This window comes from Pseudomonas sp. Pse35, from assembly GCF_024519715.1.
Taxonomy (GTDB): Bacteria; Pseudomonadota; Gammaproteobacteria; order Pseudomonadales; family Pseudomonadaceae; genus Aquipseudomonas; species Aquipseudomonas paracarnis.
In genome coordinates this window covers 23,831-50,362 of sequence record NZ_JALJRP010000030.1, presented here as the reverse complement: position 1 = coordinate 50,362, position 26,532 = coordinate 23,831, and the positions used below count along the sequence as shown (strand labels likewise).

Annotated in this window: 15 protein-coding genes; 11 read left to right on the top strand and 4 right to left on the bottom strand. The window is 61.1% G+C overall.

Going from position 1 to position 26,532, the window contains the following annotated elements:
• The first annotated feature begins 70 nt into the window (after window positions 1-70).
• From tpx to OC445_RS21440, 7 genes are all read left to right on the top strand, one after another.
• On the top strand, window positions 71-571 hold the full coding sequence (gene tpx / locus OC445_RS21470) for a thiol peroxidase (protein ID WP_003190967.1): 501 nt from the start codon (window positions 71-73) through the stop codon (window positions 569-571).
• Between the two features lie 231 nt (window positions 572-802).
• A complete protein-coding gene (locus OC445_RS21465) occupies window positions 803-2,101 on the top strand; it encodes an MdtA/MuxA family multidrug efflux RND transporter periplasmic adaptor subunit (RefSeq protein ID WP_054897448.1) in 1,299 nt (432 codons plus the stop codon).
• Window positions 2,098-5,199: an MdtB/MuxB family multidrug efflux RND transporter permease subunit gene (locus OC445_RS21460; protein WP_262020336.1), complete on the top strand. Its 3,102-nt coding sequence runs from the start codon at window positions 2,098-2,100 to the stop codon at window positions 5,197-5,199. The genes OC445_RS21465 and OC445_RS21460 overlap by 4 nt, the downstream gene beginning before the upstream one ends.
• Window positions 5,196-8,303 carry an efflux RND transporter permease subunit gene (locus tag OC445_RS21455; RefSeq protein ID WP_198791043.1) on the top strand — a complete coding sequence of 1,036 codons (3,108 nt, stop codon included), beginning with the start codon at window positions 5,196-5,198 and terminating at the stop codon, window positions 8,301-8,303. Before OC445_RS21460 ends, OC445_RS21455 begins: the two co-directional genes overlap by 4 nt.
• A gap of 152 nt (window positions 8,304-8,455) precedes the next feature.
• The gene (locus OC445_RS21450) at window positions 8,456-9,883 is read left to right on the top strand and encodes an efflux transporter outer membrane subunit (protein WP_057977224.1); all 1,428 of its coding nucleotides are present in this window, start codon (window positions 8,456-8,458) and stop codon (window positions 9,881-9,883) included.
• Window positions 9,884-10,251: 368 nt separating this feature from the next.
• Window positions 10,252-12,345 (top strand): putative bifunctional diguanylate cyclase/phosphodiesterase, encoded by a 2,094-nt coding sequence (locus tag OC445_RS21445; RefSeq protein WP_127881359.1) that lies wholly within the window; start codon window positions 10,252-10,254, stop codon window positions 12,343-12,345.
• Between the two features lie 54 nt (window positions 12,346-12,399).
• Window positions 12,400-13,146 carry an SDR family oxidoreductase gene (locus OC445_RS21440; protein WP_034127640.1) on the top strand — a complete coding sequence of 249 codons (747 nt, stop codon included), beginning with the start codon at window positions 12,400-12,402 and terminating at the stop codon, window positions 13,144-13,146.
• Here the strand turns inward: OC445_RS21440 and mapR are convergent.
• From mapR to OC445_RS21425, 3 genes are all read right to left on the bottom strand, one after another.
• The gene (gene mapR / locus OC445_RS21435; RefSeq protein ID WP_054898710.1) at window positions 13,143-14,552 is read right to left on the bottom strand and encodes a GntR family transcriptional regulator MpaR; all 1,410 of its coding nucleotides are present in this window, start codon (window positions 14,550-14,552) and stop codon (window positions 13,143-13,145) included. The genes OC445_RS21440 and mapR overlap by 4 nt on opposite strands.
• Before the next feature lie 159 nt (window positions 14,553-14,711).
• Window positions 14,712-16,121 carry a cytochrome c oxidase accessory protein CcoG gene (gene ccoG / locus OC445_RS21430; protein ID WP_034127668.1) on the bottom strand — a complete coding sequence of 470 codons (1,410 nt, stop codon included), beginning with the start codon at window positions 16,119-16,121 and terminating at the stop codon, window positions 14,712-14,714.
• Window positions 16,122-16,305: 184 nt separating this feature from the next.
• Window positions 16,306-16,545, bottom strand: a complete 240-nt coding sequence (locus OC445_RS21425) for a DUF3203 family protein (RefSeq protein WP_034127638.1) — start codon at window positions 16,543-16,545, stop codon at window positions 16,306-16,308.
• Between the two features lie 123 nt (window positions 16,546-16,668).
• Between OC445_RS21425 and OC445_RS21420 the strand changes: the two genes are divergently transcribed.
• Complete coding sequence (locus OC445_RS21420) at window positions 16,669-17,166, top strand: MgtC/SapB family protein (RefSeq protein ID WP_034127637.1); 498 nt, start codon at window positions 16,669-16,671, stop codon at window positions 17,164-17,166.
• 6 nt (window positions 17,167-17,172) lie between these two features.
• Here the strand turns inward: OC445_RS21420 and OC445_RS21415 are convergent, their stop codons facing one another.
• Window positions 17,173-18,210 (bottom strand): M10 family metallopeptidase C-terminal domain-containing protein, encoded by a 1,038-nt coding sequence (locus OC445_RS21415; RefSeq protein ID WP_262020335.1) that lies wholly within the window; start codon window positions 18,208-18,210, stop codon window positions 17,173-17,175.
• 548 nt (window positions 18,211-18,758) lie between these two features.
• Between OC445_RS21415 and OC445_RS21410 the strand changes: the two genes are divergently transcribed.
• The 3 genes from OC445_RS21410 to glgB all read left to right on the top strand — a co-directional run bounded on the left by OC445_RS21410 (window position 18,759) and on the right by glgB (window position 26,531).
• On the top strand, window positions 18,759-20,747 hold the full coding sequence (locus OC445_RS21410) for an alpha-1,4-glucan--maltose-1-phosphate maltosyltransferase (RefSeq protein ID WP_127881362.1): 1,989 nt from the start codon (window positions 18,759-18,761) through the stop codon (window positions 20,745-20,747).
• A 193-nt stretch (window positions 20,748-20,940) separates the two neighbouring features.
• Window positions 20,941-24,288, top strand: a complete 3,348-nt coding sequence (gene treS / locus OC445_RS21405; protein WP_262020334.1) for a maltose alpha-D-glucosyltransferase — start codon at window positions 20,941-20,943, stop codon at window positions 24,286-24,288.
• On the top strand, window positions 24,285-26,531 hold the full coding sequence (gene glgB / locus OC445_RS21400; protein ID WP_057977237.1) for a 1,4-alpha-glucan branching protein GlgB: 2,247 nt from the start codon (window positions 24,285-24,287) through the stop codon (window positions 26,529-26,531). The genes treS and glgB overlap by 4 nt, the downstream gene beginning before the upstream one ends.
• The last annotated feature ends 1 nt before the right edge of the window (window position 26,532 follow it).

The window sequence follows — 26,532 nt, the reverse complement described above, 5'->3', positions numbered from 1 at the left end:
GTCGGCACTTTGTGGTTAACTTCCGCCTCTCGAATTTGTTTAACCAAAAACCAGCATAAGGATTCCGTTCATGGCTCAAGTCACCCTTAAAGGCAACCCGGTCCAGGTTGAAGGCGAACTGCCGAAAGTCGGCGCCAAAGCTGCAGACTTCACCCTGACCGCCGGCGACCTGTCCAACGCCACCCTGGCTACCTTTGCCGGCAAGCGCAAAGTGCTGAACATCTTCCCAAGCGTTGATACCCCAACCTGCGCCACTTCCGTGCGCAAGTTCAATGCCCAGGCCAACGATGTGGCCAACACCGTGGTCCTGTGCATCTCCTCCGACCTGCCATTCGCCCAAGCGCGTTTCTGTGGCTCCGAAGGCCTGGAAAACGTTAAGAACCTGTCGGATTTCCGCAATGCCGACTTCGCCGTTGACTACGGTGTTTCCATCGCTGACGGCCCGCTGCAGGGCCTGACCGCTCGCGCTGTCGTGGTGCTGGATGAAAACGACAACGTGCTGCACAGCGAGTTGGTCAAGGAAATTGCTGAAGAGCCAAACTACGACGCCGCCCTGGCTGTGTTGAAGTAACTGTTTCTACGTATGACTGTCGTTTGGCAGTAACACGTATGATGCATGATTGCGGCCTGGCCTAGTCCAGGCCGTTTTTATTTGAGCGTCAGCGGTTTAGCGAAATAGCCGGTGGACTAAGATCAGAAGTTAAACGTTGTAAGCCCAAAGTAAATAGCCGGTAAAGGTGCTTTTCTTAAGGCCCCCCAGTGCTTATCTTTCAGCCTCCCAAAGTAGAAGCTCTCGCGCCCAATGGTTGATCACTCCATGCAATCCTCCCCCCGCAACTCCCGCCGCTGGCTGTTTGGCCTGCTCGTGCTGCTGGTTATCGCCGGCCTGTGCTGGAAATTCTGGCCCAGCGGCGCGGCCCATAAAGACGCTCCGGCCGGGCACACGGGTAAAACCGGCATGGCGCGCCCGGGCTTCGGCGGGTCCACTGGCCCAGTGCCGGTGCGCGTGGCCCCTGCAGTGCTGGGTGAGTTCCCGGTGTACTACAAGGCGCTGGGTACGGTCACGGCGCTGAACACCATTAATGTGCGCAGCCGGGTGGGCGGCGAGCTGGTCAAGATCGCCTTCGAGGAAGGGCAAATGGTCAAGGCCGGTGACCTGCTGGCAGAAATCGACCCGCGCAGCTACCAGAACGCCTTGCTCCAGGCCCAGGGCACCTTGCTGCAGAACCAGGCCCAGTTGAAGAACGCCCAGGTCGATGTACAGCGTTATCGCGACCTGTATGCCCAGGACAGTATCGCCAAGCAAACCCTGGACACCGCCGAAGCGCTGGTGTTGCAGTACCAGGGCACGGTCAAGACCAACCAGGGCGCGGTGGACGACGCAAAGCTCAACCTGGAATTCACCAAAATCCGCGCGCCCATCAGCGGCCGGGTCGGTTTGCGCCAGCTTGACGTCGGCAACCTCGTCGCCGCCAACGACACCACCGCCCTGGCGGTAATCACCCAGACCCAGCCAATCAGCGTGGCCTTCACCCTGCCGGAAAATACCCTGGAAACCGTGCTGGCTCGTTACCACGCCGGTAACAAGTTGCCCGTGGAAGCCTGGGACCGTGGCGACGTGAAAAAGCAGGCGGTCGGTGTACTGCAAAGCCTGGACAACCAGATTGACGTCACCACCGGCACGCTGAAGTTCAAGGCGCGTTTCGATAACAAGGACCAGGCGCTGTTCCCCAACCAGTTCGTCAATGTGCACCTGCTGGCTGATACCTTGAAGAACGTGGTGCTGGCGCCATCTGCGGCGATCCAGTTCGGCAACAATGGCACCTTTGTCTACAAGCTCGACGGCGACAAGAAGGTCAAGGTCCAGCCCTTGGTGGTAGGTGACACCGATGGCGAAAACACCGTGATCAAGGAAGGCCTGGTCGCTGGCGACCGCGTGGTGCTGGAAGGCACCGACCGCCTCAAGGACGGCAGCGAGATCGAAGTGGTCAACGCCAGCAGCGAGGTGCCGACCACGCCGCCCGAGCACCTGCAAGGCAAGCCCGCAGCGAAAGGGGAGACCGGGGCTGACGCCGGCAAGGCGCAAAAGGTCGGTTCATGAACCTGTCGCGCCTGTTCATCCTTCGCCCGGTCGCCACCACGCTGAGCATGCTGGCCATTGTCTTGGCCGGCATCATTTCGTACCGCCTGCTGCCGGTGTCGGCGTTGCCCCAGGTGGATTACCCGACTATCCGGGTGATGACCCTGTACCCCGGCGCCAGCCCCGATGTGATGACCAGCGCGGTCACCGCACCGCTGGAGCGCCAGTTCGGGCAGATGCCCGGGCTGACCCAGATGGCCTCTACCAGCTCCGGCGGCGCCTCGGTGCTGACCCTGCGTTTCAACCTCGACATCAATATGGATGTGGCCGAGCAACAGGTGCAGGCCGCGATCAACGCCGCCACCAACCTGTTGCCCAAGGATCTGCCGGCGCCGCCTGTGTACAACAAGGTCAACCCGGCGGATACCCCGGTGCTGACCCTGGCAATCACCTCCAAGACCATGTTGCTGCCCAAGCTCAATGATTTGGTCGACACACGCATGGCGCAGAAAATCGCGCAGATCAGCGGTGTCGGCATGGTCAGCATCGCCGGTGGCCAGCGCCAGGCCGTGCGTATCAAGGTCAACCCCGAGGCCCTGGCGGCCAATGGCTTGAACCTCTCGGACGTACGCGCCCTGATCGCCGCCTCCAACGTCAACCAGCCCAAAGGTAACTTTGACGGCCCCACCCGCGTTTCGATGCTCGACGCCAACGACCAACTGGTCTCGCCCGAGCAATACGCCGAACTGATCCTGGCCTACAACAATGGCGCTCCGCTGCGGCTCAAGGATGTCGCGCAGATCGTCGACGGCGCCGAAAACGAGCGCCTTGCCGCCTGGGCCAACGAGAACCAGGCCGTGTTGCTCAATATCCAGCGCCAGCCGGGCGCCAACGTGATCGAGGTGGTAGACCGTATCAAGGCCCTGCTGCCGAGCATCACCGACAACCTGCCGGCCGGCCTGGACGTGACGGTGCTCACCGACCGCACCCAGACCATCCGCGCTTCGGTCAAAGACGTGCAACACGAGCTTCTGATCGCCATTGCTCTGGTGGTCATGGTGACGTTCCTGTTCCTGCGCCGGGTCAGCGCCACGATCATTCCGTCCATCGCCGTGCCGCTGTCCCTGGTGGGCACCTTTGGTGTGATGTACCTGGCCGGATTCTCCATCAATAACCTGACGCTGATGGCCCTGACCATCGCCACCGGGTTTGTGGTGGACGACGCCATCGTGATGCTGGAGAACATTTCGCGCTATATCGAGGAAGGCGAGACGCCGATGGCGGCCGCGCTCAAGGGCGCCAAGCAGATCGGTTTCACCCTGGTGTCCCTCACGCTGTCGTTGATCGCGGTATTGATCCCGTTGCTGTTCATGGCCGACGTGGTCGGGCGGCTGTTCCGTGAGTTTGCCATCACCCTGGCAGTGGCGATCTTGATTTCCCTGTTAGTGTCCCTGACCCTCACGCCCATGATGTGTGCGCGCCTGCTCAAGCGCGAACCCAAGGAAGAAGAGCAGGGCCGCTTCTACAAAGCCAGCGGCGCCTGGATTGATTGGCTGATCGAAGCCTACGGCCGCAAGTTGCAGTGGGTGCTCAAGCACCAGCCGCTGACGTTGCTGGTGGCGATCGCCACCCTGGGGCTTACGGTGGTGCTGTACCTGGTGGTGCCCAAGGGTTTTTTTCCGGTGCAGGACACCGGGGTGATCCAGGGGATTTCCGAGGCGCCGCAGTCGATTTCCTTTGCGGCCATGAGCCAGCGCCAGCAGGAACTGGCGAAGATCATTCTCGCCGACCCTGCGGTCGAGAGCCTGTCGTCCTACATTGGCGTGGATGGCGATAACGCCACCCTCAACAGCGGCCGCTTGCTCATCAACCTCAAGGCTCACGGCCAGCGCGACTTGAGCGCAGCCGAGGTCATCACCCGCCTGCAACCGCAGATCGACAAGCTGGTGGGTATCCGCCTGTTCATGCAACCGGTGCAGGACCTCACCATCGAGGACAGGGTCAGCCGTACCCAGTACCAGTTCAGCATGTCCTCCCCGGACGCCGAGTTGTTGGCGTTATGGAGCGGCAAGCTGGTACACGCCCTCAGCCAGTTGCCGGAACTCACCGACGTGGCCAGTGACCTGCAGGACAAAGGCTTGCAGGTGTACCTGGTGATCGACCGCGACGCGGCCTCGCGCCTGGGCGTAAGTGTCTCGACCATCACCGATGCGCTGTATGACGCCTTCGGCCAGCGCCAGATCTCCACCATCTACACCCAGGCCAGCCAGTATCGAGTGGTGTTGCAGGCCCAGTCCGGCGAAACCCTCGGCCCGGCGGCCCTCAACCAGATCCATGTGAAAACCACTGACGGTGGTCAGGTACGGCTGTCGAGCCTGGCCCATGTGGAACAGCGCCAGGCGCAATTGGCAATTGCCCATATCGGCCAGTTCCCAGCGGTGATGATGTCGTTCAACCTGGCGCCCGGCGTAGCGCTGGGCAAAGGCGTGGAACTGATCAACCAGACCCAGAAGGACATCGGCATGCCGGTGGGCGTGCAAACCCAGTTCCAGGGCGCGGCCCAGGCGTTCGAAGCCTCGTTGTCGAGCACCTTGCTGTTGATCCTGGCGGCGGTGGTCACCATGTACATCGTGCTCGGTGTGCTCTATGAGAGCTACATCCACCCGATCACTATCCTATCGACCTTGCCGTCGGCGGCGGTGGGGGCCTTGCTGGCGTTGCTGCTCAGTGGCAATGACCTGGGCATGATCGCGATCATTGGCATCATCCTGCTGATCGGTATCGTGAAAAAGAACGCGATCATGATGATCGACTTCGCCCTCGACGCCGAACGCAACCAGGGCCTGGACCCGCAGACCGCGATCTACCAGGCCGCGCTGTTGCGCTTCCGGCCCATCCTGATGACGACCCTGGCTGCCTTGTTCGGCGCGGTGCCTTTGATGCTAGCGAGCGGCTCCGGCGCCGAACTGCGCCAGCCCCTGGGCCTGGTGATGGTCGGCGGGTTGCTGGTGAGCCAGGTGTTGACGCTGTTCACCACACCGGTGATCTACCTGTACTTCGATCGTCTTGGCCGGCGCTGGCGCAAAGAGCCACAACGCCTGGAGCCGGTTGCGCCATGAACCTGTCCGGACCTTTCATCCGCCGGCCGGTCGCGACCATGCTGCTGAGCCTGGCGATCATGTTGCTCGGTGGCGTCAGCTTCAATTTGTTGCCGGTGTCGCCATTGCCGCAGATCGACTTTCCGGTGATCGTGGTGTCGGCCAGCTTGCCCGGCGCCAGCCCCGAGGTGATGGCGTCTACGGTGGCCACGCCGCTGGAGCGCTCATTCGGCGCGATTGCCGGTATCACCACCATGAGCAGTTCGTCGAGCCAGGGCTCTACCCGGGTGATTCTGGCGTTCGATTCCGACCGCGACATCAACGGGGCGGCGCGGGAAGTGCAGGCGGCCATCAACGCGTCGCGCAACCTGCTGCCCAGTGGCATGCGCAGCATGCCCACCTACAAGAAGATCAACCCGTCCCAGGCGCCGATCATGGTGCTGTCGCTGACCTCCGACGTGTTGCAGAAAGGCCAGTTGTACGACCTGGCCTCGACCATTCTGTCCCAGAGCCTGTCCCAGGTGCCGGGTGTGGGCGAAGTGCAGATCGGCGGCAGTTCGCTGCCGGCGGTGCGCATCGAACTGGAACCCAAGGCCCTCGATCAGTACGGCGTCGCCCTGGACGATGTGCGCAACACCATCGCCAATGCCAACCAGCGCCGGCCCAAAGGCTCGCTGGAAGACAGCGAGCGCAACTGGCAGATCCAGGCCAACGATCAGTTGGAGAAAGCCAAGGACTATGAGCCCCTGCTGATTCGTTATCAGGACGGCGCCGCCCTGCGCCTCAAGGACGTGGCGAAGATCACTGATGGCGTGGAAGACCGCTACAATAGCGGCTTCTTCAACAATGATTCGGCGGTGTTGCTGGTGATCAACCGCCAGTCCGGCGCCAACATCATCGAAACCGTGCGGCAGATCAAGGCCCAGTTGCCGGCGTTGCAGGCGGTGTTGCCGTCCAGCGTCAAGCTCAGCCTGGCCATGGACCGCTCGCCAGTGATCACTGCCACCCTGCATGAGGCGGAAATGACCCTGCTGATTGCCGTGGGGCTGGTGATCCTGGTGGTGTACCTGTTCTTGGGTAACTTCCGTGCTTCGCTGATCCCGACCCTGGCGGTGCCGGTATCGCTGGTGGGCACCTTCGCGGTGATGTACCTGTACGGGTTTTCTCTGAACAACTTCTCGCTGATGGCGCTGATCCTCGCCACCGGTTTGGTCGTGGACGATGCCATCGTGGTGCTGGAGAACATTTCCCGGCACATCGACGACGGCGTGCCACCGATGAAAGCCGCGTACCTGGGCGCTCAGGAAGTCGGTTTTACCTTGCTCTCGATGAACGTGTCGCTGGTGGCGGTGTTCCTGTCCATCCTGTTCATGGGCGGGATCGTCACTAACCTGTTCCGTGAGTTTTCGATCACCTTGTCGGCGGCGATCATCGTTTCGCTGATTGTCTCGCTGACCTTGACGCCCATGCTGTGCGCCCGCTGGCTCAAGCCGCATGCGAAGGACCGGCAGACCGGTTTGCAACGCTGGAGCCAGAAGGTCAACGACCGCATGGTCGCCGGCTACGCCACCAGCCTGGATTGGGTGCTGCGCCATCGGCGCCTGACCTTGCTCAGCCTGTTCGTCACCGTGGGCGTGAATATCGCGCTGTACGTGGTGGTGCCCAAAACCTTCATGCCCCAGCAGGACACCGGCCAGTTGATCGGCTTTGTGCGCGGTGACGATGGCCTGTCGTTCAGCGTCATGCAGCCGAAGATGGAGATCTTTCGCCAGGCGGTGCTCAAGGACCCGGCGGTGCTCAGTGTGGCCGGCTTTATCGGTGGCAACCAAGGCACTAACAACGCAGTGATGCTGGTGCGCCTCAAGCCGCTTGGCGAACGCAAGATCTCCGCCCAGGCGGTGATCGAGCGCCTGCGCAAGGAGGTGCCGCTGGTGCCGGGCGGGCGCTTGTTCCTCATGGCCGACCAGGACCTGCAGTTCGGGGGCGGCCGCGACCAGACCAGCGCGCAATATTCCTACATCCTGCAAAGCGGCGACCTGGCCGCGTTGCGCCTGTGGTACCCGAAAGTGGTGGCGGCGATGCGTGAGTTGCCGGAGCTGACCGCCATCGACGCCCGCGAAGGCCGCGGCGCGGCCCAGGTGACGTTGATTGTCGACCGCGACCAGGCCAAGCGCCTGGGCATCGACATGGACATGGTCACGGCAGTGCTCAACAACGCCTACAGCCAGCGGCAGATTTCTACCATTTACGACAGTCTCAACCAGTACCAGGTGGTGATGGAGGTCAACCCCAAATACGCCCAGGACCCGATCACCCTCAATCAGATGCAGGTGATCACCGCCGACGGCGCACGGGTGCCGTTGTCGACCATTGCCCACTATGAGAACAGCCTGGCCGACGACCGCGTCAGCCATGAAGGCCAGTTCGCTTCGGAGAATATCGCCTTCGACATGGCGCCCGGGGTCACGGTGGAGCAGGGCACGGCGGCTATCGAGCGTGCGATTGCCAAAGTCGGGTTGCCCGAGGATGTGATCGCCAAGATGGCCGGCACTGCCGATGCGTTCGCCGCGACCCAGAAAGGCCAGCCGTTCATGATTCTCGGCGCGCTGGTGGCGGTGTACCTGGTGCTGGGTATCTTGTATGAAAGCTACATCCACCCGCTGACCATCCTGTCTACGCTGCCGTCGGCCGGTGTCGGTGCGTTGTTGGCGATCTACCTGCTCGGGGGCGAGTTCAGCCTGATCTCGCTGCTGGGTTTGTTCCTGTTGATCGGCGTGGTGAAGAAGAACGCGATCCTGATGATCGACCTGGCGCTGCAATTGGAGCGCAACGATGGCATGAGCCCGCTGGAGTCGATCCGCAGCGCCTGCCTGTTGCGCCTGCGGCCGATCCTGATGACCACCCTGGCCGCGATCCTCGGTGCCTTGCCGTTGCTGCTCGGCAGTGGTGATGGTGCAGAAATGCGCCACCCGTTGGGCCTGACCATTATTGGCGGCCTGGTGTTCAGCCAGGTCCTGACCCTTTACACCACCCCGGTGGTTTACCTTTACCTGGACCGCGCGCGCCATCGCTTCAACGCCTGGCGCGGCGTGCGTACCGATGCTGCCCTGGACACTGCGCTATGACCGACTCAACCCAATCCCTCGTAGCTGCGGGCCTGCTGTGGCGAGGGAGCTTGCTCGCGCTGGGCTGCGAAGCGGCCCCCAAAAAGCCTGGGAGTGCTTCGCCCTCCAGCGGGAGCAAGCTCCCTCGCCACAATAAAGCTGCCGGAAATGGCATGAAGTTATTGGCCGTGATGATGTGTGGTGTGTTGCTCAGCGCCTGCGCCATCGGCCCTGACTACAAACGCCCGGACGTCATCGAGCCGGTGCAGTTCAAGGAGGCCCAAGGCTGGCGCCAGGCTAACCCGAGCGACTCCCTGGCGCGTGGCGCCTGGTGGGAGCTGTACGGTGACCGACAACTCAATGACCTGGTGGTGCGCCTTAACACGTCCAACCAGACCGTCGCCCAGGCCGAGGCGCGTTTTCGCCAGGCACAGGCGCTGGTACGCAGCTCACGGGGGGCCTTTTACCCCAGCGTTGACCTGAGCGTCGGCAAGACCCGCGCCAGCCAGGGCACCGGCAGCAGCAGTGCCAGCCTCAGCAGTTCCAGCAGCGGTATCCGAGACACCCTCAACGCCCAGTTGGGCGTGAGTTGGGAAGCCGATATCTGGGGCAAGTTGCGCCGAGGCCTGGAGGCCAACGAAGCCAGCGCCGAGGCGAGCTCGGCCGACCTGGCCGCGATGCGCCTGAGCCAACAGTCCGAACTGGTGCAAAGCTACCTGCAACTGCGGGTCATGGACGAGCAGACGCGTTTGCTGCAAGCCACGCTGGACACCTACCAGCGCTCATTGAAAATGACCGAAAACCAATACCGTGCCGGTGTGGCTGGCAAGGATGCCATCGCCCAGGCGCAAACCCAGCTCAAGACCACTCAGGCCAGCCTGATTGATCTGATCTGGCAGCGTGCCCAATTGGAAAACGCCATCGCCGTACTGATCGGTGAAGCGCCAGCCAACTTCAACCTGGCGGTGAGCAAAGACATCCCGGCCCTGCCGCAGATACCGGTGAGCCTGCCGTCCCAGTTGCTCGAGCGTCGCCCCGATATCGCCTCGGCCGAGCGCTCGGTCATCGCCGCCAACGCCAATATTGGCGTGGCCAAGGCTGCCTATTACCCCGACCTGACCTTGAGCTTGGCGGGGGGCTACTCCAGCAGCACCTATGAAGATTGGATCAGCCTGCCAAACCGCTTTTGGTCGGTAGGGCCGAAACTGGCGATGACCCTGTTCGATGGCGGCCAGCGCTCGGCGGAAGTCGACCGCACCGTGGCCAGCTATGACGAGACCGTGGCCAAATACCGCCAGACCGTACTGGACGGTTTCCGTGAGGTGGAAAACTACATGGTCCAGCTCAAGGTGCTCGCCGATGAGGCGGTGGTTAGCAATGAAGCACTGGAAGCCGCGCGTGAATCCTTGCGCTTGACCGAAAACCAGTACAAGGCCGGGTTGATTGCCTATCTGGATGTGGTCACGGTGCAGGCGACGGCATTGAGCAACGAGCGCACGGTATTGACCTTGCTGCAGTCGCGGCTGGTGGCCAGTGTGCAGTTGATCGCAGCATTGGGCGGAGGCTGGGATGGCCAGACCTCCCTGGCCGAAAAGGAGTAACCGGATACGCCGCGCATCCTGTGGGAGCAAGATCAAATGTGTGGGCTTGCCCCAATGCCAGTCAGTCAAGCACAGCACCCTGTGGGGAGCTGGCTTGCCTGCGAAAGCGTTAGTGCAGTAGCAGATGCGGTGACTGACACACCGCCTTCGCGGGCAAGCCCGCTCCCACAGGAAATCTGCGCAAGCCCCGCACATTTTGATGTCCATGATGTGGTTGAAAACAGCCAGATAAAGCCAGCCGATTGACGCCAGAAATTGCGTGATGGCCAATGGATTAATTAATCACCTGTCCTGTATTCATACTCGCTACAATCGCCCGATTTGCCACCCGGCACGGGCTTTTGCGCCGGTCGCCTGCGAGACGTCCCATGCTGATCGGTAGCTATTCAACCTCCCTTGTCGTGATTTCCCTGTGCGTGGCCATCCTGGCGTCCTACACCGCCTTGGACCTGGCCGGGCGTATCGCGACCGCCAAGGGGCGTGCCGTTTACCTGTGGATCACGGGGGGCGCAGTGGCGATGGGCGTCGGCATCTGGTCCATGCACTTTATCGGGATGTTGGCCCTGCGCCTGCCGTTTGCCCTTGGGTTTGAGGTAGGCATTACCCTGTTGTCGCTGTTGATCGCCGTGCTATCCAGTGGCTTCGCGTTATGGCTGGTCAGCCAGCCACGCTTGCCGGCCTGGCAACTGGCGTTTGGCGCACTGGTGATGGGGGCCGGTATCGCCAGCATGCATTACACCGGCATGGCCGCGATGCGCATGACGCCGGGCATCGACTACGACCCGGCCTTGTTCGGCGCTTCGTTGTTGATCGCGGTGGTGGCTTCCGGCGCCGCGCTGTGGATCGCCTTCAACCTGCGGCGCAACACACCTTATGTGCGTCTGGCTCGGGGCGGCGCAGCCGTGGTGATGGGCGTGGCCATCGTTGGGATGCACTACACCGGGATGGCTGCGGCGCGCTTTGCCGATGACAGCTTCTGCGGTGCCGCACTGACGGGCCTGAGCGGCAAGGGCCTGGATAACCTGGTCTTGGTCACTTCGCTGGCGGTATTGGTCATTGCGCTGTTGACGTCGGTGCTGGATGCGCGCCTGGAAGCGCGCACCGCCGTACTCGCCGATTCCCTGACCCTGGCCAACCAGGAACTCACCCACCTGGCCCTGCATGACATGCTCACCGGCCTGCCCAATCGCACCTTGCTGGCAGATCGCATACAACAAGGCATCCAGGCGGTGCACGAGCGGGGCGGTTGCTTTGCCTTGATGTTTATCGACCTGGATGGTTTCAAACCGGTCAACGATGCCTTTGGTCATCACCTGGGCGACCAGTTGCTGCGCGAAGTTGGCTTGCGCCTGCGCGAGGACTTGCGCAGCCAGGATACCTTGGCCCGTATCGGCGGCGATGAGTTCGTGTTGCTGGTGCAACTCACCCAGCCCGATGATGCGATGGGCTTGGCCGAGCGCCAGGTGGGCCTGATCAACCGCACGTTCACGGTGGCCGAGCATGAGTTGCAGATCTCGGCCAGCATCGGCATCGCCATGTTCCCGGGCAACGGTAGCAACCCCCAGGAGCTGCTGATGAACGCCGACGCGGCGATGTATCACGCCAAGGGCATGGGCAAGAATGGCTACAGCTTCTTCGATGTGTCGATGAACACCAACGCGCGCAAACAACTGCAATTGCTGCAGGACCTGCGCATTGCCCTTGAGCAGGGGCAATTTCGTTTGCATTACCAACCCAAGTTCGACGCCGTCAGCGGTCTTGCTGTGGGGGCCGAGGCGCTGTTGCGCTGGGAGCATCCGCATCAGGGCTTGCTGATGCCCGCTACGTTTATTGCACTGGCGGAGAAAACCGGGCTGATCATTCCCATCGGCGAATGGGTGCTCGATGAAGCTTGTCGCCAGATGAGTCAGTGGTACGCACAGGGTTATGAGCACTGGCGCATTGCCGTGAACCTCTCGGCGTTGCAGTTCTGCCACGCCGGGTTGGTCAACAGCGTAGCGGCTGCACTGGAACGGCACCAATTGCCAGCCAACAGCCTCACGCTGGAAATCACCGAGACCACCGCCATGAGCGATGCTGATGCAAGCATGACGGTATTGCAGCAGCTCTCGGACATGGGGGTTGACCTGTCCATCGATGACTTTGGCACCGGTTACTCCAGCCTGATGTACCTCAAGCGCCTGCCGGCCAACGAGTTGAAGATCGACCGCGGTTTTGTGCGTGACCTGGAACATGACAGCGATGACGCGGCCATCGTCTCGGCCATCGTGGCCCTCGGCCAGGCCCTGGGCCTGCGAATTGTCGCTGAAGGGGTGGAGACCGATATGCAGCAGCGGTTCCTCACCCGGCTAGGGTGTGACTCCTTGCAAGGCTACTTATTGGGGCATCCATTGCCGGCCGATAGCTTCATGGCGAATATCCGGGGCGCCGAACAGCCGGCGCCTGACAAAAGCAGTCAGTGACGGGTATTCTTGGATCCAACCCTAAACATCCGGTTGAATCGGGAGGCCGCAGCCATGGACAAAGTCGTCATCATCACGGGGGGCAGTCGTGGCATTGGCGCCCAAACGGCATTGCTCGCCGCTCGCCAAGGCTATCGCATCTGCATCAACTACCAGTCTGATGAAGACGCTGCCCTGCGTGTACTGGATCAGGTTCGCGCGCTGGGTGCCCAGGCGATTGCCGTGCGGGCCGATGTCAGCAGCGAGGATGAAGTGATCGCTCTGTTCAATCGCGTTGATACGGAACTGGGCCGGGTCACCGCGCTGGTGAATAACGCCGGCACCGTGGGGCATAAGTCGCGGGTCGATGAGATGTCCGAGTTTCGTATCCTCAAAATCCTCAAGACCAATGTGCTGGGCCCGATCCTGTGTGCCAAACACGCGGTATTGCGCATGTCGCCCCGGCATGGAGGGCAGGGCGGCAGTATCGTCAACGTGTCGTCGGTGGCGGCGCGGCTGGGCTCGCCGGGAGAGTATGTCGACTACGCGGCCTCCAAGGGGGCGCTGGACACCTTTACCCTGGGGCTGTCCAAGGAGGTGGCGGGCGAGGGCATTCGCGTCAACGCCGTGCGCCCTGGCTATATCTTTACCGATTTCCATGCCCTGAGCGGCGACCCGGACCGGGTCAGCAAGCTGGAATCCGGTATCCCGATGGCGCGTGGCGGGCGCCCGGATGAAGTGGCAGAGGCGATTATCTGGTTACTGTCGGACAAGGCATCGTATTCCACCGGAACGTTTATCGACTTGGGCGGCGGCCGTTAAAACGAGCGCACGATCCGCCCTAGTGTCTCCATGGCCTTTTCCGACGCCTCGTTCCAAGGGCTTCCGTAATTCAGGCGAATGCAGTTTCTGAAGCGCTGAGTGGCGGAAAAGATCGGCCCCGGCGCAATGCTGATGCCCTGGGCCAGAGCCATCTGGAACAATTTCAGCGAGTCGGTCTGCTCCGGCAGTTCCAACCACAGAAAATAGCCTCCCGCCGGCTGGCTGACCCGTGTTTGCGCCGGAAAATAACGCGCGATGGCCGCCAGCATGGCGCTTTGCTGTTCTTCCAGGGCATAGCGCAGTTTGCGCAGGTGCCGGTCATAGCCGCCGTGTTGCAGGTAGTCGGCAATCGCCGCCTGCGCCGGCATTGATGGGCACAATGAGGTCATCAGTTTCAGCCGCTCGACCTTCTGTGCGAAGCGCCCGGCGGCGACCCAGCCCACGCGGTAACCCGGTGCCAGGCTCTTGGCAAAGGAGCCACAGTGCATCACCAGCCCTTCGGTGTCGAAGGCCTTGGCCGGTTTCGGGGCCTGTTGTCCGTAATACAATTCGGCGTAGACGTCATCTTCGATCAGCGGCACTTGATGGCTGCGCAGCAGTTCCACCAGCGCCTGTTTTTTCTCTTCAGGCAACGTGGCGCCCATGGGGTTCTGGAAGCTGGTCATCGTCCAGCAGGCCTTGATCGGATAGCGCTCAAGGCTTTGGGCCAGGGCGTTCAGGTCAATACCGTCGCGCGGGTGCACCGGGATCTCCACAGCCTTGAGCTTCAGGCGTTCAAGCACTTGCAAACAGGCGTAGAACGCCGGCGCTTCGATGGCGACCAGGTCGCCCGGTTCGGTCACGGCCTGCAGGCACAGGTTGAGTGCTTCCAGGGCGCCGTTGGTGATCAGCAACTCCTCCATCGGCAGCATCAGGCCGCCGACCATATAGCGCAGGGCAATCTGGCGGCGCAGTTGTGGGTTGCCTGGCGACATGTCGGTGACCACCAGGCGGGGGTCCATGTCGCGGCTGGCACTGGCCAGGGAGCGGGCCAGGCGCGGCAGCGGGAACAGCATGGGGCTGGGGAAGGCCGAGCCGAAGGGCACGGTGTTGGGGTCTTTGATCGAGTCCAGTACCGAGAACACCAGCTCACTGACACCCACATCGGTGGACTCATGCACCTGCTCACTCACCACCGGCTCGGAAAACGGGCTCGGCGCGTGGGTGTTGACGAAGTAGCCAGAACGCGGGCGCGCCCTGATCAGGCCACGACGCTCCAGCAAGTAATAGGCCTGGAATACCGTGGACGGGCTGACGCCGTAGGCCTGGCTGGCATAGCGTACCGATGGTACGCGCTGGCCGGGGCCGAGGACGCCGGAGCGGATCAGTTCTGCGATGTCGTCGGCAAATTTTTCGTAGCGTTTCATGGCGGCCTGATTAGCTTTTTGAATGTGTATGCAGGGCGAACTGTAGGAGCGAGCTTGCTCGCGAAAAACGTCAACGATAACGTGTGTTTCCTGAATGAACGCGGCGACGGTGAGTTTTTCGCGAGCAAGCTCGCTCCTACAGTTGATCTCTATCGTTGTTCAGCGATTCAAGGGCGCAACGAAGCGGCTGTCAGCAGCGGTATAAATCCAAGGCTCATCCACATCAGTGACTTTAAAACGCAGGGTTTGAGAGCTGCTGGCCGGTGTGTCCGCCAGCAACGCCACCGACACCGGTATATCGACAATTTCCCCGGCAGCCAGACTGACCTGGGTCTTGCCTTGCAGCTGGAACCCCTCGGCATCCACCAGTTCCAGGCGGTAGTCCTGGCGCTGCTGGGTCTTGTTGATCACCTTGAGGCTGTAGATGTTTTCGATCAAGCCCTGGCTGTTTTCACGGAACATGCCTCGGTCTTTGGTCACATCCAGCGACACCATCGGCCGTTCAATCAGCGCTACCACCAACGCCGCGATCATCACCAGCAGCACGGCACTGTAGCCGATCAGGCGCGGCCTGAGCAGGTGGGTCTTGCCACCCTGCAATTGATGCTCACTGGTGTAACTGACCAAGCCGCGGGCATAGCCCATTTTATCCATGATCGAATCACAGGCGTCGATGCAGGCCGCACAACCAATGCATTCCATTTGCAGGCCGTCGCGGATGTCGATGCCCGTGGGGCAAACCTGAACGCACAACTGGCAATCGATGCAATCGCCAAGGCCAACCTCGGCTGGCTGCACGTCACGTTTACGCGGGCCCCGATGCTCGCCGCGGGTGGTGTCGTAGGAAATGGTCAGGGTGTCCTTATCAAACATTACGCTCTGGAACCGTGCATAGGGGCACATGTGCATGCACACCGCTTCGCGTAGCCAGCCGGCATTGATGTAGGTGGCGCCCGTGAAAAACAGCACCCAGAACAGGCTCACCCCACCGATCTGCCACGTCAACAGTTCGGCGGCCAAGGGGCGGATCGGGGTGAAGTAGCCCACAAACGTCAGCCCGGTCAACACACTGATACCCAGCCACAATGTGTGCTTGGCCGAGCGCCTCGCCAGCTTATTCAGGCTCCAGGGGGCGGCCTGAAGTTTGATGCGCTGGTTGCGCTCACCTTCGGTCACCTTCTCGCACCACATGAACAGCCAGGTGAACGAGCTTTGCGGGCAGGTGTAGCCGCACCATACGCGGCCGGCAAACACCGTGATCGCGAAGAGGCCGAAGGCGCAGATGATCAACAGCGCCGAGAGCAGGATGAAGTCCTGGGGCCAGAACGTCGCACCAAAAATGTGGAACTTGCTCTCGGCCAGGTCCCACAGTACGGCTTGGCGCCCACCCCAGTTCAGCCACACAGTGCCGAAAAAAGCCAGGAACAGCAGGCCGGCACCGCCCACTCGCAGGGTGCGAAACAAGCCGGTAAAGCTGCGGGTATGGATCAGGTTGTCGCTGGATTTGGCCTTCACTTTCTTGGGGTGAATGGGCTCAAAGGTTTCCACGGTTGGGATTCGTTCGCTCATGGTCATTCGCTCATCAGCCTCCATCAGGCCGACGAACTATGGGCGACAGACTGTTTGCATAACAGACTCAGGTGGCGTGATAAAAAGCGGATCAGATCAGCTTGAAGCGTTCTTGTGCGTCAATCTGCTGCACCCCATGGGCATAGGGGTGCAGGGGTTAAGCGGGTCTGATGATGCAGATCAATTAAATCACCGAACCAGGTTGGTCCGCCTTTACATGCTCACGGCCATCGGTTGCGCCTTCAACCGTCAGCGCGTCCGCCTCGGCTTCGGTGATGTAGATGCGCGAACCTGCCAGTTCCAGATAAGACATGGCTTTGTCGTGATCGGTCAGGATGGTCACCCGGGTGGCTGGCAGGCTTTGTTCCTGGCCATTGTCGTCGAGGGTGAAGTAGCACAGATGATTTTCGATGCGTACGGTCATGACAATCTCCGTTTTGTGGGCTATGCAGCGTTAGGCGGCCGCCATGCGCACGGGTTCCAGGCAACTGACTGGCGGTCTGCGCTGTCCATCCTTTATCTATCCATAATAAAAAGGAGCGCATCCATGGAGGCCTGGTGGCATCTGGCGTGGCAAACCCTGCAAGCCGAATTCGCAGACATTGGCGATGCCCGGCAACTCACCCAAGTGACCGTGCGCCTGCTGATCGCGGCGATCCTCGGCGGCATCCTGGGGTTTGAGCGTGAACACAAGGGCAAGGCGGCCGGAGTGCGCACCCATATGCTGGTGGCGCTTGGCGCCGCGCTATTTGTGCTGGTGCCGCAGATGTCCGGCAGCCAGGCGGATGCCATGAGCCGTGTGGTTCAAGGGGTCATCGCGGGCATTGGCTTCCTCGGCGCTGGCACCATCCTCAAGGGCAAGGAAGACGAAGAGGGCCAGCATGTAAAGGGCCTGACCACCGCGGCCGGGTTGTGGATGACCGCCGCCATTGGGGTTGCGGCGGGAATGGGGCGTGAATCGACGGCGGTGCTCAGTACGCTGCTGGCCCTGGCGGTATTCAGCGTGATGCCACGGATCGTCAAGCTGCTGGAGAAGGATGAATGAAGGAGGTCAAGTGATGAGGTTGCCGTATCTCACCTCACCTAAGGCTTTCACCACAAAGGGCGACTCTCCCGGGTTGCCGGAGATCATCACCACGCTCGTATTGTGAGCCGGGCTATAGTGAATCTGTACCTCGCTACTGGCTCCCGAGAAGTTTCCTACCAATTTCAATGGCGTGTTGCCGAGTTGATTTCTAATTGCCGATACATCGAGTTTGTCTCTGTGGTGGTCAAAATCCATCACTTGCTCAGGTGCGTCGAAACTTGATTCACGGGTATTACGGAAGGTGAAGGTCTGACCATTGTCATTCCTGACATTGTTGTTGTGTGTGAGGCTTTCTGCCGGGGGCGTTGGATTATCCGGTTGAGGGGGCGGGTTGCCGAGGTCCGCCTCTTTGCCGATATCGAAGAGGGCTGAAGCCAGAGGCGTACTTTGCCGCATTCGCTGTATGGCAGAAAGCTTCTCAATGCGTAGATCACGCTCGATTTGCATAGCGCAGTTGAAACCTGCCTCGGGATCAAGAGTGGAGGTGCGCTCGCGAATTTCTTCAAGGCTCAAGCCGGGGACCTCGATATGTGAGGATCGGTCATGAATCATCTGCAGGCTTGATTGACCTAAACGCTCCTTCACATCGGTAATCAGTTTACGCGCTTCGTCTGCATCCGGGCCGTGCAGCAAGGATTTGACGTTTTCCCTGCTTAACAGGCTTCGAATCGTGGTCACCTGCCCGGAGGTCTCGTGTGAGTTGGGCGCGCGCAGCATATTGGTAATGTTCTGCTGGCTGGTCAGCGCACGAAGTTGGGCAAGCTGGGTGGCGTCGGCACCGGCCGTCTTCGGCTCTACGTTCGCGGAGGGGGCAGGGTTGGGCAAGGTAAAGGTTTGCGGCGCCCTGGAAGGGGCGGAGGCGGGCGTGTCAGGCTCTTTCCTGCGCATGATTGCGCTTGGGCCGGCCCTGAACAGATCGTTCAGTTTTTCCCGATGATCGTTGACTGGCGGCTGTTGGATGCCGTGAACATCCGAGAACGGGGGCAGTAGTGAGGTGCGCATAGAAGGTACTCGCTTAACGGACAAGATAGTCTGCGGCCGGCAAGGGGGCGAGGCAGCGTACGGGTGACTGAATCTATCTTGTTCATCAAGAGCGGGATCTCGGTATTGTCGGTGATTGAAGTAGGAAAGCTCAGTAGCGCTTGCCCGCGATATTTTTTCACGGGCAAGTGCTTGGGTGTCTGTGAGTCAGGCAATAACCGGCGGCATCGTCGTGGGCGGTTCCTGCACCGGTGGCGGCTGGTTTTCAGGCGGCTCCTGTTCAGGGTCGCGTTCCGGTTCGGGCGGGGGCAGTGGGGGGGCGTCGATATTCGGATCTTCGGGTTCAGGAGGTGTCGGGATGCTCATGGGTATGGCCTCGTTTGTGCTTTGCTCTGTTGGTGGACCATTGCCTGCTGGAAATGATTCCCGCCCAGGGGCGGTATATCCACCTGAACTTTTGGGCAGCGCCCAGGCTCGGACTTTAAACGGCCCAGCTCAAGGATAGCGTCGCCGTACCTGAATTCGTATCAAGCAAAGAGCGTCCAAAGGGCGTAAGGGGAAGCTGCTCGATGACTGCCGAAACACTGGTTCCAGAAGACTCCGTGCTGCCGTTGTCGCAGGCGCTGCTGCTACCCAGGATCGCGATCGAAAGCACCATGCCGGTCATCGACAACGGGGAGTTTGCCGTCAAGGCGGTGGTGGGCCAGCGGGTTCATGTCACCAGCAAAGTGTTCGCCGATGGCCACGATAAACTGGCGGTGTTGATCCGCTGGCGCGCCCTGGGAGACGAAAGCTGGCACAGCGTAGTCATGCTTGATATCGGCAACAACGGTTGGGAGGGCGCGTTTACCGTGGCCCACCAAGGCCGTCATGAGTACTGCATCGAAGCCTGGATCGATACCTTTGCCAGCTTCTGTTACGAACTGCGCAAGAAGCATGAAGCTGGCGTGCCCGTCAGCCTGGAGTTGCAGGAGGGCCGTAGCCTGGTGCTGCAGGCCGCCGAACGCAGTGACAACGAACTGCGTGACCGCTTGATGCTGTTGCACCATGAGCTTTCCGGCCTGTTGGAAACTGAGCAGGTGGCGTTGTTCCTGCACGAAGACAGTGCACACCTGATGACCCAGGCCGACCATCGCGCCTATTTGAGCGTCAGCCCCGCGTACCCGATTGACGTGGAACGTGAAGCCGCACAATTTGCCAGCTGGTACGAGCTGTTTCCCCGCTCGATCACCGACGATCCGGCGCGGCACGGCACCTTTAACGACGTGCACGCACGCTTGCCGATGATTCACGACATGGGCTTCGACGTGCTGTATTTCCCGCCGATCCACCCCATCGGCCGTAGCCACCGCAAGGGCAAGAACAACTCACTCACCGCCGGCCCTGATGATCCTGGCAGCCCCTACGCCATTGGCAGTGAGGAGGGCGGTCACGAGGCTATTCACCCTCAGTTGGGCACTCGCGATGATTTCCGCCGGTTGGTCAAGGCTGCTGCCGACCACGGCCTGGAAATCGCCCTGGATTTCGCCATCCAGTGCTCCCAGGACCACCCGTGGCTCAAACAGCATCCGGGTTGGTTCAACTGGCGCCCGGACGGCACGATCAAATACGCGGAAAATCCGCCGAAAAAGTACCAGGACATCGTCAACGTCGATTTCTATGCGGCCGATGCCATCCCCAGCCTGTGGACCGAGCTGCGTGACATCGTGGTGGGCTGGGTGGAAGAGGGCGTGAAGACCTTTCGCGTCGACAACCCGCACACCAAGCCGCTGCCGTTCTGGCAATGGCTGATCAGCGACGTGCGTGCCAAGTACCCGGAGGTGATCTTCCTCGCCGAAGCTTTCACCACACCGGCGATGATGGCGCGCCTGGGCAAGGTCGGCTATTCCCAGAGCTATACCTACTTCACCTGGCGCAACACCAAGGCTGAGCTGAGCGAGTACCTTGCCCAACTGAACCAGTCGCCCTGGCGTGAGTGCTACCGCCCGAACTTCTTCGTCAATACGCCGGACATCAATCCGGGTTTCCTGCATGAGTCCGGTCGCGCAGGCTTCCTGATCCGCGCTGCGCTGGCCACGATGGGCTCGGGCCTGTGGGGAATGTATTCGGGTTTCGAGTTATGCGAAGCCGCGCCGGTGCCGGGCAAAGAGGAATACCTGGACTCGGAGAAGTACGAAATCCGACCTCGGGACTTCACCGCGCCGGGCAACATCATCGCCGAGATCGCCCAGCTCAACCGCATCCGCCGCCAGAACCCGGCGTTGCACACGCACCTGGGGCTCAAGCTCTACAACGCCTGGAACGACAACATTCTGTATTTCGGCAAGCGCAGCGAAGACGGCAGCAATTTCATTCTGGTCGCCGTCAATCTCGACCCGCACAACGTCCAGGAAGCCCACTTTGAATTGCCGCTGTGGGAGATGGGCTTGCCCGACGATGCCCAGACCCAGGGCGAAGACTTGATGAACGGCCACCGCTGGACCTGGTACGGCAAGACCCAATGGACCCGGCTGGAGCCGCAGATGCCGTTCGGGATCTGGCGCATCAGTACATCCTGAGTGCTCGTTCCCACGCTCTGCGTGGGAACGCCTCACTTGACGCTCTGCGTGGGAACGTCTCACTTGACGCTCTGCGTGGGAATGCCTCGCTTGACGCTCTGCGTCGCGCTTGGGACGCGGAGCGTCCGGGGCTGCGTTCCTACGCGGAGCGTGGGAACGATCCTCGAGAACTTTGTATTTTCAGGAGTTTGCAATGGCCAAGAAACCCAAGGCAGCCACCTTTATCAAAGACCCGCTCTGGTACAAAGACGCGGTGATCTACCAGGTTCACGTCAAATCCTATTTCGACTCCAACAACGACGGCATTGGTGACTTTGCCGGGCTGATCGCCAAGCTCGACTACATCGCCGACCTCGGCGTGAACACCATCTGGCTGCTGCCGTTCTACCCGTCTCCCCGGCGTGATGACGGCTACGACATTGCCGAATACCGCGGCGTGCACAGCGACTACGGGACGATGGCCGACGCCAAGCGCTTTATTGCCCAAGCCCACCAACGCGGGTTGCGCGTGATCACTGAACTGGTGATCAACCACACCTCCGACCAGCACCCCTGGTTCCAACGCGCGCGCAAGGCCAAGCCAGGCTCGGCCGCACGGGACTTCTACGTGTGGTCGGATGATGACCAGAAATACGACGGCACACGCATTATTTTCCTCGACACCGAAAAGTCCAACTGGACCTGGGACCCGGTGGCCGGCCAGTACTTCTGGCACCGCTTTTACTCGCACCAACCCGACCTCAACTTTGATAACCCGCAGGTCATGAAAGCGGTGCTGTCGGTGATGCGCTATTGGCTCGACCTGGGCATCGACGGCCTGCGCCTGGACGCCATTCCCTACCTGATCGAACGGGACGGCACCAACAACGAAAACCTGGCGGAAACCCACGACGTCCTCAAGCAGATCCGCGCCGAGATCGACGCCCATTACCCCGACCGCATGCTGCTGGCCGAAGCCAACCAGTGGCCCGAAGACACGCAGCTGTACTTTGGCGACAGAAAGGGTGATGACGGCGATGAATGCCACATGGCGTTCCACTTTCCACTGATGCCGCGCATGTACATGGCGTTGGCCCAGGAAGATCGCTTCCCCATCACGGACATTCTGCGCCAGACCCCGGAGATTCCCGCCAACTGCCAGTGGGCAATTTTCCTGCGCAACCATGATGAGCTGACCCTGGAAATGGTCACCGACAAAGAGCGCGACTACCTGTGGAACTACTACGCCGCAGACCGCCGCGCCCGTATCAACCTGGGTATTCGGCGACGCCTGGCGCCGCTGGTGGAGCGGGATCGTCGGCGGGTGGAATTGCTCAACAGCCTGTTGCTGTCGATGCCGGGCACGCCGACCCTGTACTACGGCGATGAAATCGGCATGGGCGACAACATCTACCTGGGCGACCGTGACGGCGTGCGCACGCCCATGCAATGGTCCATCGACCGCAATGGCGGGTTTTCCCGTGCCGACCCGGCCAGCCTGGTGTTGCCGCCGATCATGGACCCGCAATACGGTTACCAGTCGGTCAACGTCGAGACCCAAGCCCAGGACCCGCACTCATTGCTCAACTGGACCCGGCGCATGCTCGCAGTGCGCAAGCAGTCCAAGGCGTTTGGCCGTGGCAGCCTGAAGATGCTCTCGCCGACTAACAGGCGCATCCTGGCTTACACCCGTGAATACACCGGCGAAGACGGCCACACCGAGATCATCCTGTGCGTAGCCAATGTGTCGCGCAGCGCCCAGGCGGCGGAGCTGGACCTGTCGGCCTTTGCCGGCATGGTGCCGGTAGAGATGCTCGGCGGTAATGCCTTCCCGCCGATCGGCCAGCTGAATTTCCTGCTGACCCTGGCGCCCTATGGTTTCTATTGGTTCGTGCTGGCAGCGGAAAACCAGATGCCCAGCTGGCATGTGGAACCGGCGCAAAGCATGCCCGACTTCACCACTTTGGTACTGAAAAAACGCATGGAAGAGTTACTGGAAGAACCTTGCCGCACCAGCCTGGAACAGACTTCACTGCCCGCCTGGCTGCCCAAGCGTCGCTGGTTTGCCGGCAAAGATACGGCAATCGACACGGTGCACATCGCTTATGGCGTGCGTTTTGGCGACCCGCAGCATCCGGTGTTGCTCAGCGAGATCGAAGTGACCAGTGCTGGCCAGGTCAGCCGCTACCAACTGCCCTTGGGCTTCCTTGGCGAAGACCAGTTCACCAGCGCCTTGCCCCAGCAATTGGCGTTGGCCCGAGTACGACGCACCCGCCAGGTAGGTTTGGTGACCGATGCCTTCAGCCTTGAGCATTTTATCCTTGAGGTGATCCAGGCCATGCAGGCCGGCACCGTGCTCAATACCCCTGACGGCGATCTGCGGTTCGAGGCGACTGAGCACTTGGACGCACTGCAACTGACCCGTGAATCGCCGGTGCGTTATTTGTCTGCCGAGCAGTCCAACAGCTCGGTGGTGGTCGGTGACAGCCTGGTGCTCAAGCTGATTCGTAAAGTCAGCGCCGGTGTGCACCCGGAGCTGGAAATGAGTGCCTACCTGACCGCCGCCGGCTACCCGAATATCTCGCCGCTGTTGGGCTTTATGAGCCGCCGCGACGGGCAGGGGCAGGACAACCTGCTGATGATTGCCCAGGGTTACCTGAGCAATCAGGGCGATGCCCGGAGCTGGACCCAGAACAACCTGGAGCGCGCGATCCGCGATGAGCTGGCCGACGCGATCTCTGAACAGGAACAGCACTACAACGCCCTCGGCGAACTGGCGGACTTTGCCGGCTTGCTCGGTCAGCGCCTGGGTGAAATGCACCTGGTGTTGGGTGCGCCAACCGCCGACAAAGCTTTCAAACCCGAACCCACCACAGCCAAAGACACCCAAGCCTGGGCCAAGGATGTCGGCGCCCAGATCGACCGCGCCTTGCAGTTGCTCAAGCTTAATCAAAGCCAGTTGAACCCCGCCGACCAGGCGTTGGTCAGTGAATTACTGGCGCAGAAAAAAGCCATCGCGGCGCATGTCCAGGCGTTGGCCAAAGCCACGGCGGGCGGGTTGCGCATTCGCGTCCACGGTGACTTGCACCTGGGCCAGGTATTGGTGGTCAAGGGTGATGCCTACTTGATCGACTTCGAGGGCGAACCGGCGCGACCGCTGCATGAGCGGCGCGGCAAACACAGCCCTTATAAAGATGTGAGCGGTGTGCTGCGTTCCTTCGATTATGCCGCGGCGATGGCGCTGAATGTGCAGGGGGTGGATCACACGCCAGAAGCGAACGCTGCGCGTAAACGCGTGACCGACCGCTACCTGAATGAAGCCCGCGTAGCATTTACCCAGGCTTACCAGGCCGCTGCGTCTACACTGGCGCATGACTGGCAGGATGCCAACGGCCAAGACGCAGCGCTGACCTTGTTCAGCCTGGAAAAGGCCGCGTACGAAGTGGCCTACGAAGCAGAAAACCGCCCGACCTGGCTGCCGGTGCCCCTGCAAGGGCTGCACGGCTTGCTGAGCGGGCTGACACCTATATCTAAACCTGTACGCGGTGGGGAGACGTCATGAGTTTTACACAGAGAGAACCGCTGCAGCCCAAGTTGACTGCAATGCCGGCGTCCAAGGACGTCGATGCGCTGGTGCGCGCCGAGCACCCCGATCCTTTTTCGATCCTGGGGCCCCATGATGACGAGCAGGGCGGCCAGTTTATCCGTGCGTTCCTGCCCGAGGCCCTGAGTGTCCAGGTACTGGCGCGTGACACAGGTGAGCCGTTTGGCAGCCTCGATGCCACCCAGGTGCCAGGCCTGTTTATTGGGCACTTCAGCACTCGCCAGCCCTACCTGCTGAAAATCCAGTGGGCCGGCGGTGAGCAGATCACCGAAGATCCCTACAGCTTCAGCCAATTGCTGCTGGGGGAAATGGACCTGTACCTGTTTGCCGAAGGCAATCACCGTGACCTGGGCAACTGCCTGGGGGCTCAGGTGGTCAGCGTCGACGGCGTGCAAGGCGTGCGCTTTGCCGTCTGGGCGCCGAACGCACGGCGGGTTTCGGTGGTGGGCGACTTCAATATCTGGGACGGGCGCCGCCACCCGATGCGCCTGCGCCATCCATCGGGCGTGTGGGAAATCTTCATCCCACGCTTGCAGCCGGGCGCGGCCTACAAGTATGAAATTCTCGGTGCCCACGGCATTTTGCCGCTCAAGGCCGACCCTGTGGCGTTGGCCACCCAACTGCCGCCGGACACCGCCTCGAAGGTCGCCGCACCTTTGCAAGTGGATTGGCAGGACCATGAGTGGATGCAATCGCGGGGAGACAAGCAGAAAACCACTGCGCCGTTGTCGATCTACGAGCTGCATGTGGGGTCCTGGCAGTGCGAGCTGGACGAGGCCGGTGAAGTGGCCCGTCAATATGGCTGGCGCGAACTGGCTGAGCGGCTGATTCCTTACGTTCAACAATTGGGCTTCACCCATATCGAGCTGATGCCGATCATGGAACACCCCTTTGGTGGCTCCTGGGGCTATCAGGCGTTATCCCAGTTTGCCCCCAGTGCTCGCTTTGGCTCGCCGGAAGACTTTGCCTGGTTCGTCAATGCCTGCCATCAGGCCGATATCGGCGTGATCCTTGATTGGGTACCCGCGCATTTCCCCACCGATACCCACGGCCTGGCGCAATTTGACGGTACCGCTCTGTACGAATACGCCAACCCCCTGGAAGGCTTTCACCAGGACTGGGACACGCTGATCTACAACCTGGGCCGCACCGAGGTCCACGGTTTCATGCTCGCGTCGGCCTTGCACTGGCTCAAGCATTTCCACGTCGATGGCCTGCGCGTGGACGCAGTGGCCTCCATGCTGTATCGCGATTATTCGCGCAAGGCCGGTGAATGGGTGCCCAACCGCCATGGCGGTCGCGAGAACCTGGAAGCCATCGACTTCTTGCGGCACCTGAACGACGTGGTTGCCCTTGAAGCCCCGGGCGCCTTGGTGATTGCCGAAGAGTCCACGGCCTGGCCTGGCGTCAGCCAGCCTACCCAACAGGGTGGCCTGGGGTTCAATTACAAATGGAACATGGGCTGGATGCACGACTCCCTGCATTACATCCAGCAAGACCCGGTGTACCGCGCCCATCATCACAACGAGCTGAGTTTCGGGCTGGTGTACGCCTGGTCGGAGCGCTTTATCCTGCCGATTTCCCATGATGAGGTGGTGCACGGCAAGCACTCGCTGATCGACAAGATGCCCGGCGACCGCTGGCAGAAATTTGCCAACCTGCGCGCCTACCTCAGTTTCATGTGGATGCACCCCGGCAAGAAGTTGCTGTTCATGGGCTGCGAATTTGGCCAATGGCGCGAGTGGAACCACGATCAGCAACTGGATTGGTATTTGCTGCAGTACCCCGAGCACCGTGGGGTGCAGAAGCTGGTAGGCGATTTGAACCGCCTGTACCGCGAAGAGCCGGCGCTGCACGAACAGGACGATGCGCCCCAGGGCTTCCAATGGCTGATCGGTGATGACGCGATCAATAGCGTCTACGCCTGGCTGCGCTGGAGCAAGGATGGCAAGCCGGTGTTGGTGGTTGCCAACTTCACCCCGGTGCCCCGTGAAGGCTACGCAGTCGGTGTGCCGTTTGGCGGGCGGTGGAGTGAGGTGATCAACAGTGATGCCGATACCTACGCGGGCTCCAACTACGGGAATGGCGGGGCCGTGTTTACCCAGGATGAGCCGCGCCATGGGCAACCGGTGTCGCTGTCGTTGAACCTGCCGCCCCTGGGCGTGCTCATTTTGCGACCTCAAGAGCCTGAAACGCTCTAGC

Excerpts from the sequence above, each read along its gene's own strand:
- OC445_RS21425 (WP_034127638.1), bottom strand. The coding sequence starts at position 16,545 with ATGACCGTACGCATCGAAAATCATCTGTGCTACTTCACCCTCGACGAC.
- OC445_RS21410 (WP_127881362.1), top strand. The coding sequence starts at position 18,759 with ATGACTGCCGAAACACTGGTTCCAGAAGACTCCGTGCTGCCGTTGTCG.
- OC445_RS21415 (WP_262020335.1), bottom strand. The coding sequence starts at position 18,210 with ATGCGCACCTCACTACTGCCCCCGTTCTCGGATGTTCACGGCATCCAA.
- treS (WP_262020334.1), top strand. The coding sequence starts at position 20,941 with ATGGCCAAGAAACCCAAGGCAGCCACCTTTATCAAAGACCCGCTCTGG.
- OC445_RS21445 (WP_127881359.1), top strand. The coding sequence starts at position 10,252 with ATGCTGATCGGTAGCTATTCAACCTCCCTTGTCGTGATTTCCCTGTGC.
- glgB (WP_057977237.1), top strand. The coding sequence starts at position 24,285 with ATGAGTTTTACACAGAGAGAACCGCTGCAGCCCAAGTTGACTGCAATG.
- OC445_RS21450 (WP_057977224.1), top strand. The coding sequence starts at position 8,456 with ATGAAGTTATTGGCCGTGATGATGTGTGGTGTGTTGCTCAGCGCCTGC.
- mapR (WP_054898710.1), bottom strand. The coding sequence starts at position 14,552 with ATGAAACGCTACGAAAAATTTGCCGACGACATCGCAGAACTGATCCGC.
- OC445_RS21460 (WP_262020336.1), top strand. The coding sequence starts at position 2,098 with ATGAACCTGTCGCGCCTGTTCATCCTTCGCCCGGTCGCCACCACGCTG.
- OC445_RS21420 (WP_034127637.1), top strand. The coding sequence starts at position 16,669 with ATGGAGGCCTGGTGGCATCTGGCGTGGCAAACCCTGCAAGCCGAATTC.
- tpx (WP_003190967.1), top strand. The coding sequence starts at position 71 with ATGGCTCAAGTCACCCTTAAAGGCAACCCGGTCCAGGTTGAAGGCGAA.
- OC445_RS21465 (WP_054897448.1), top strand. The coding sequence starts at position 803 with ATGGTTGATCACTCCATGCAATCCTCCCCCCGCAACTCCCGCCGCTGG.
- ccoG (WP_034127668.1), bottom strand. The coding sequence starts at position 16,121 with ATGAGCGAACGAATCCCAACCGTGGAAACCTTTGAGCCCATTCACCCC.
- OC445_RS21440 (WP_034127640.1), top strand. The coding sequence starts at position 12,400 with ATGGACAAAGTCGTCATCATCACGGGGGGCAGTCGTGGCATTGGCGCC.
- OC445_RS21455 (WP_198791043.1), top strand. The coding sequence starts at position 5,196 with ATGAACCTGTCCGGACCTTTCATCCGCCGGCCGGTCGCGACCATGCTG.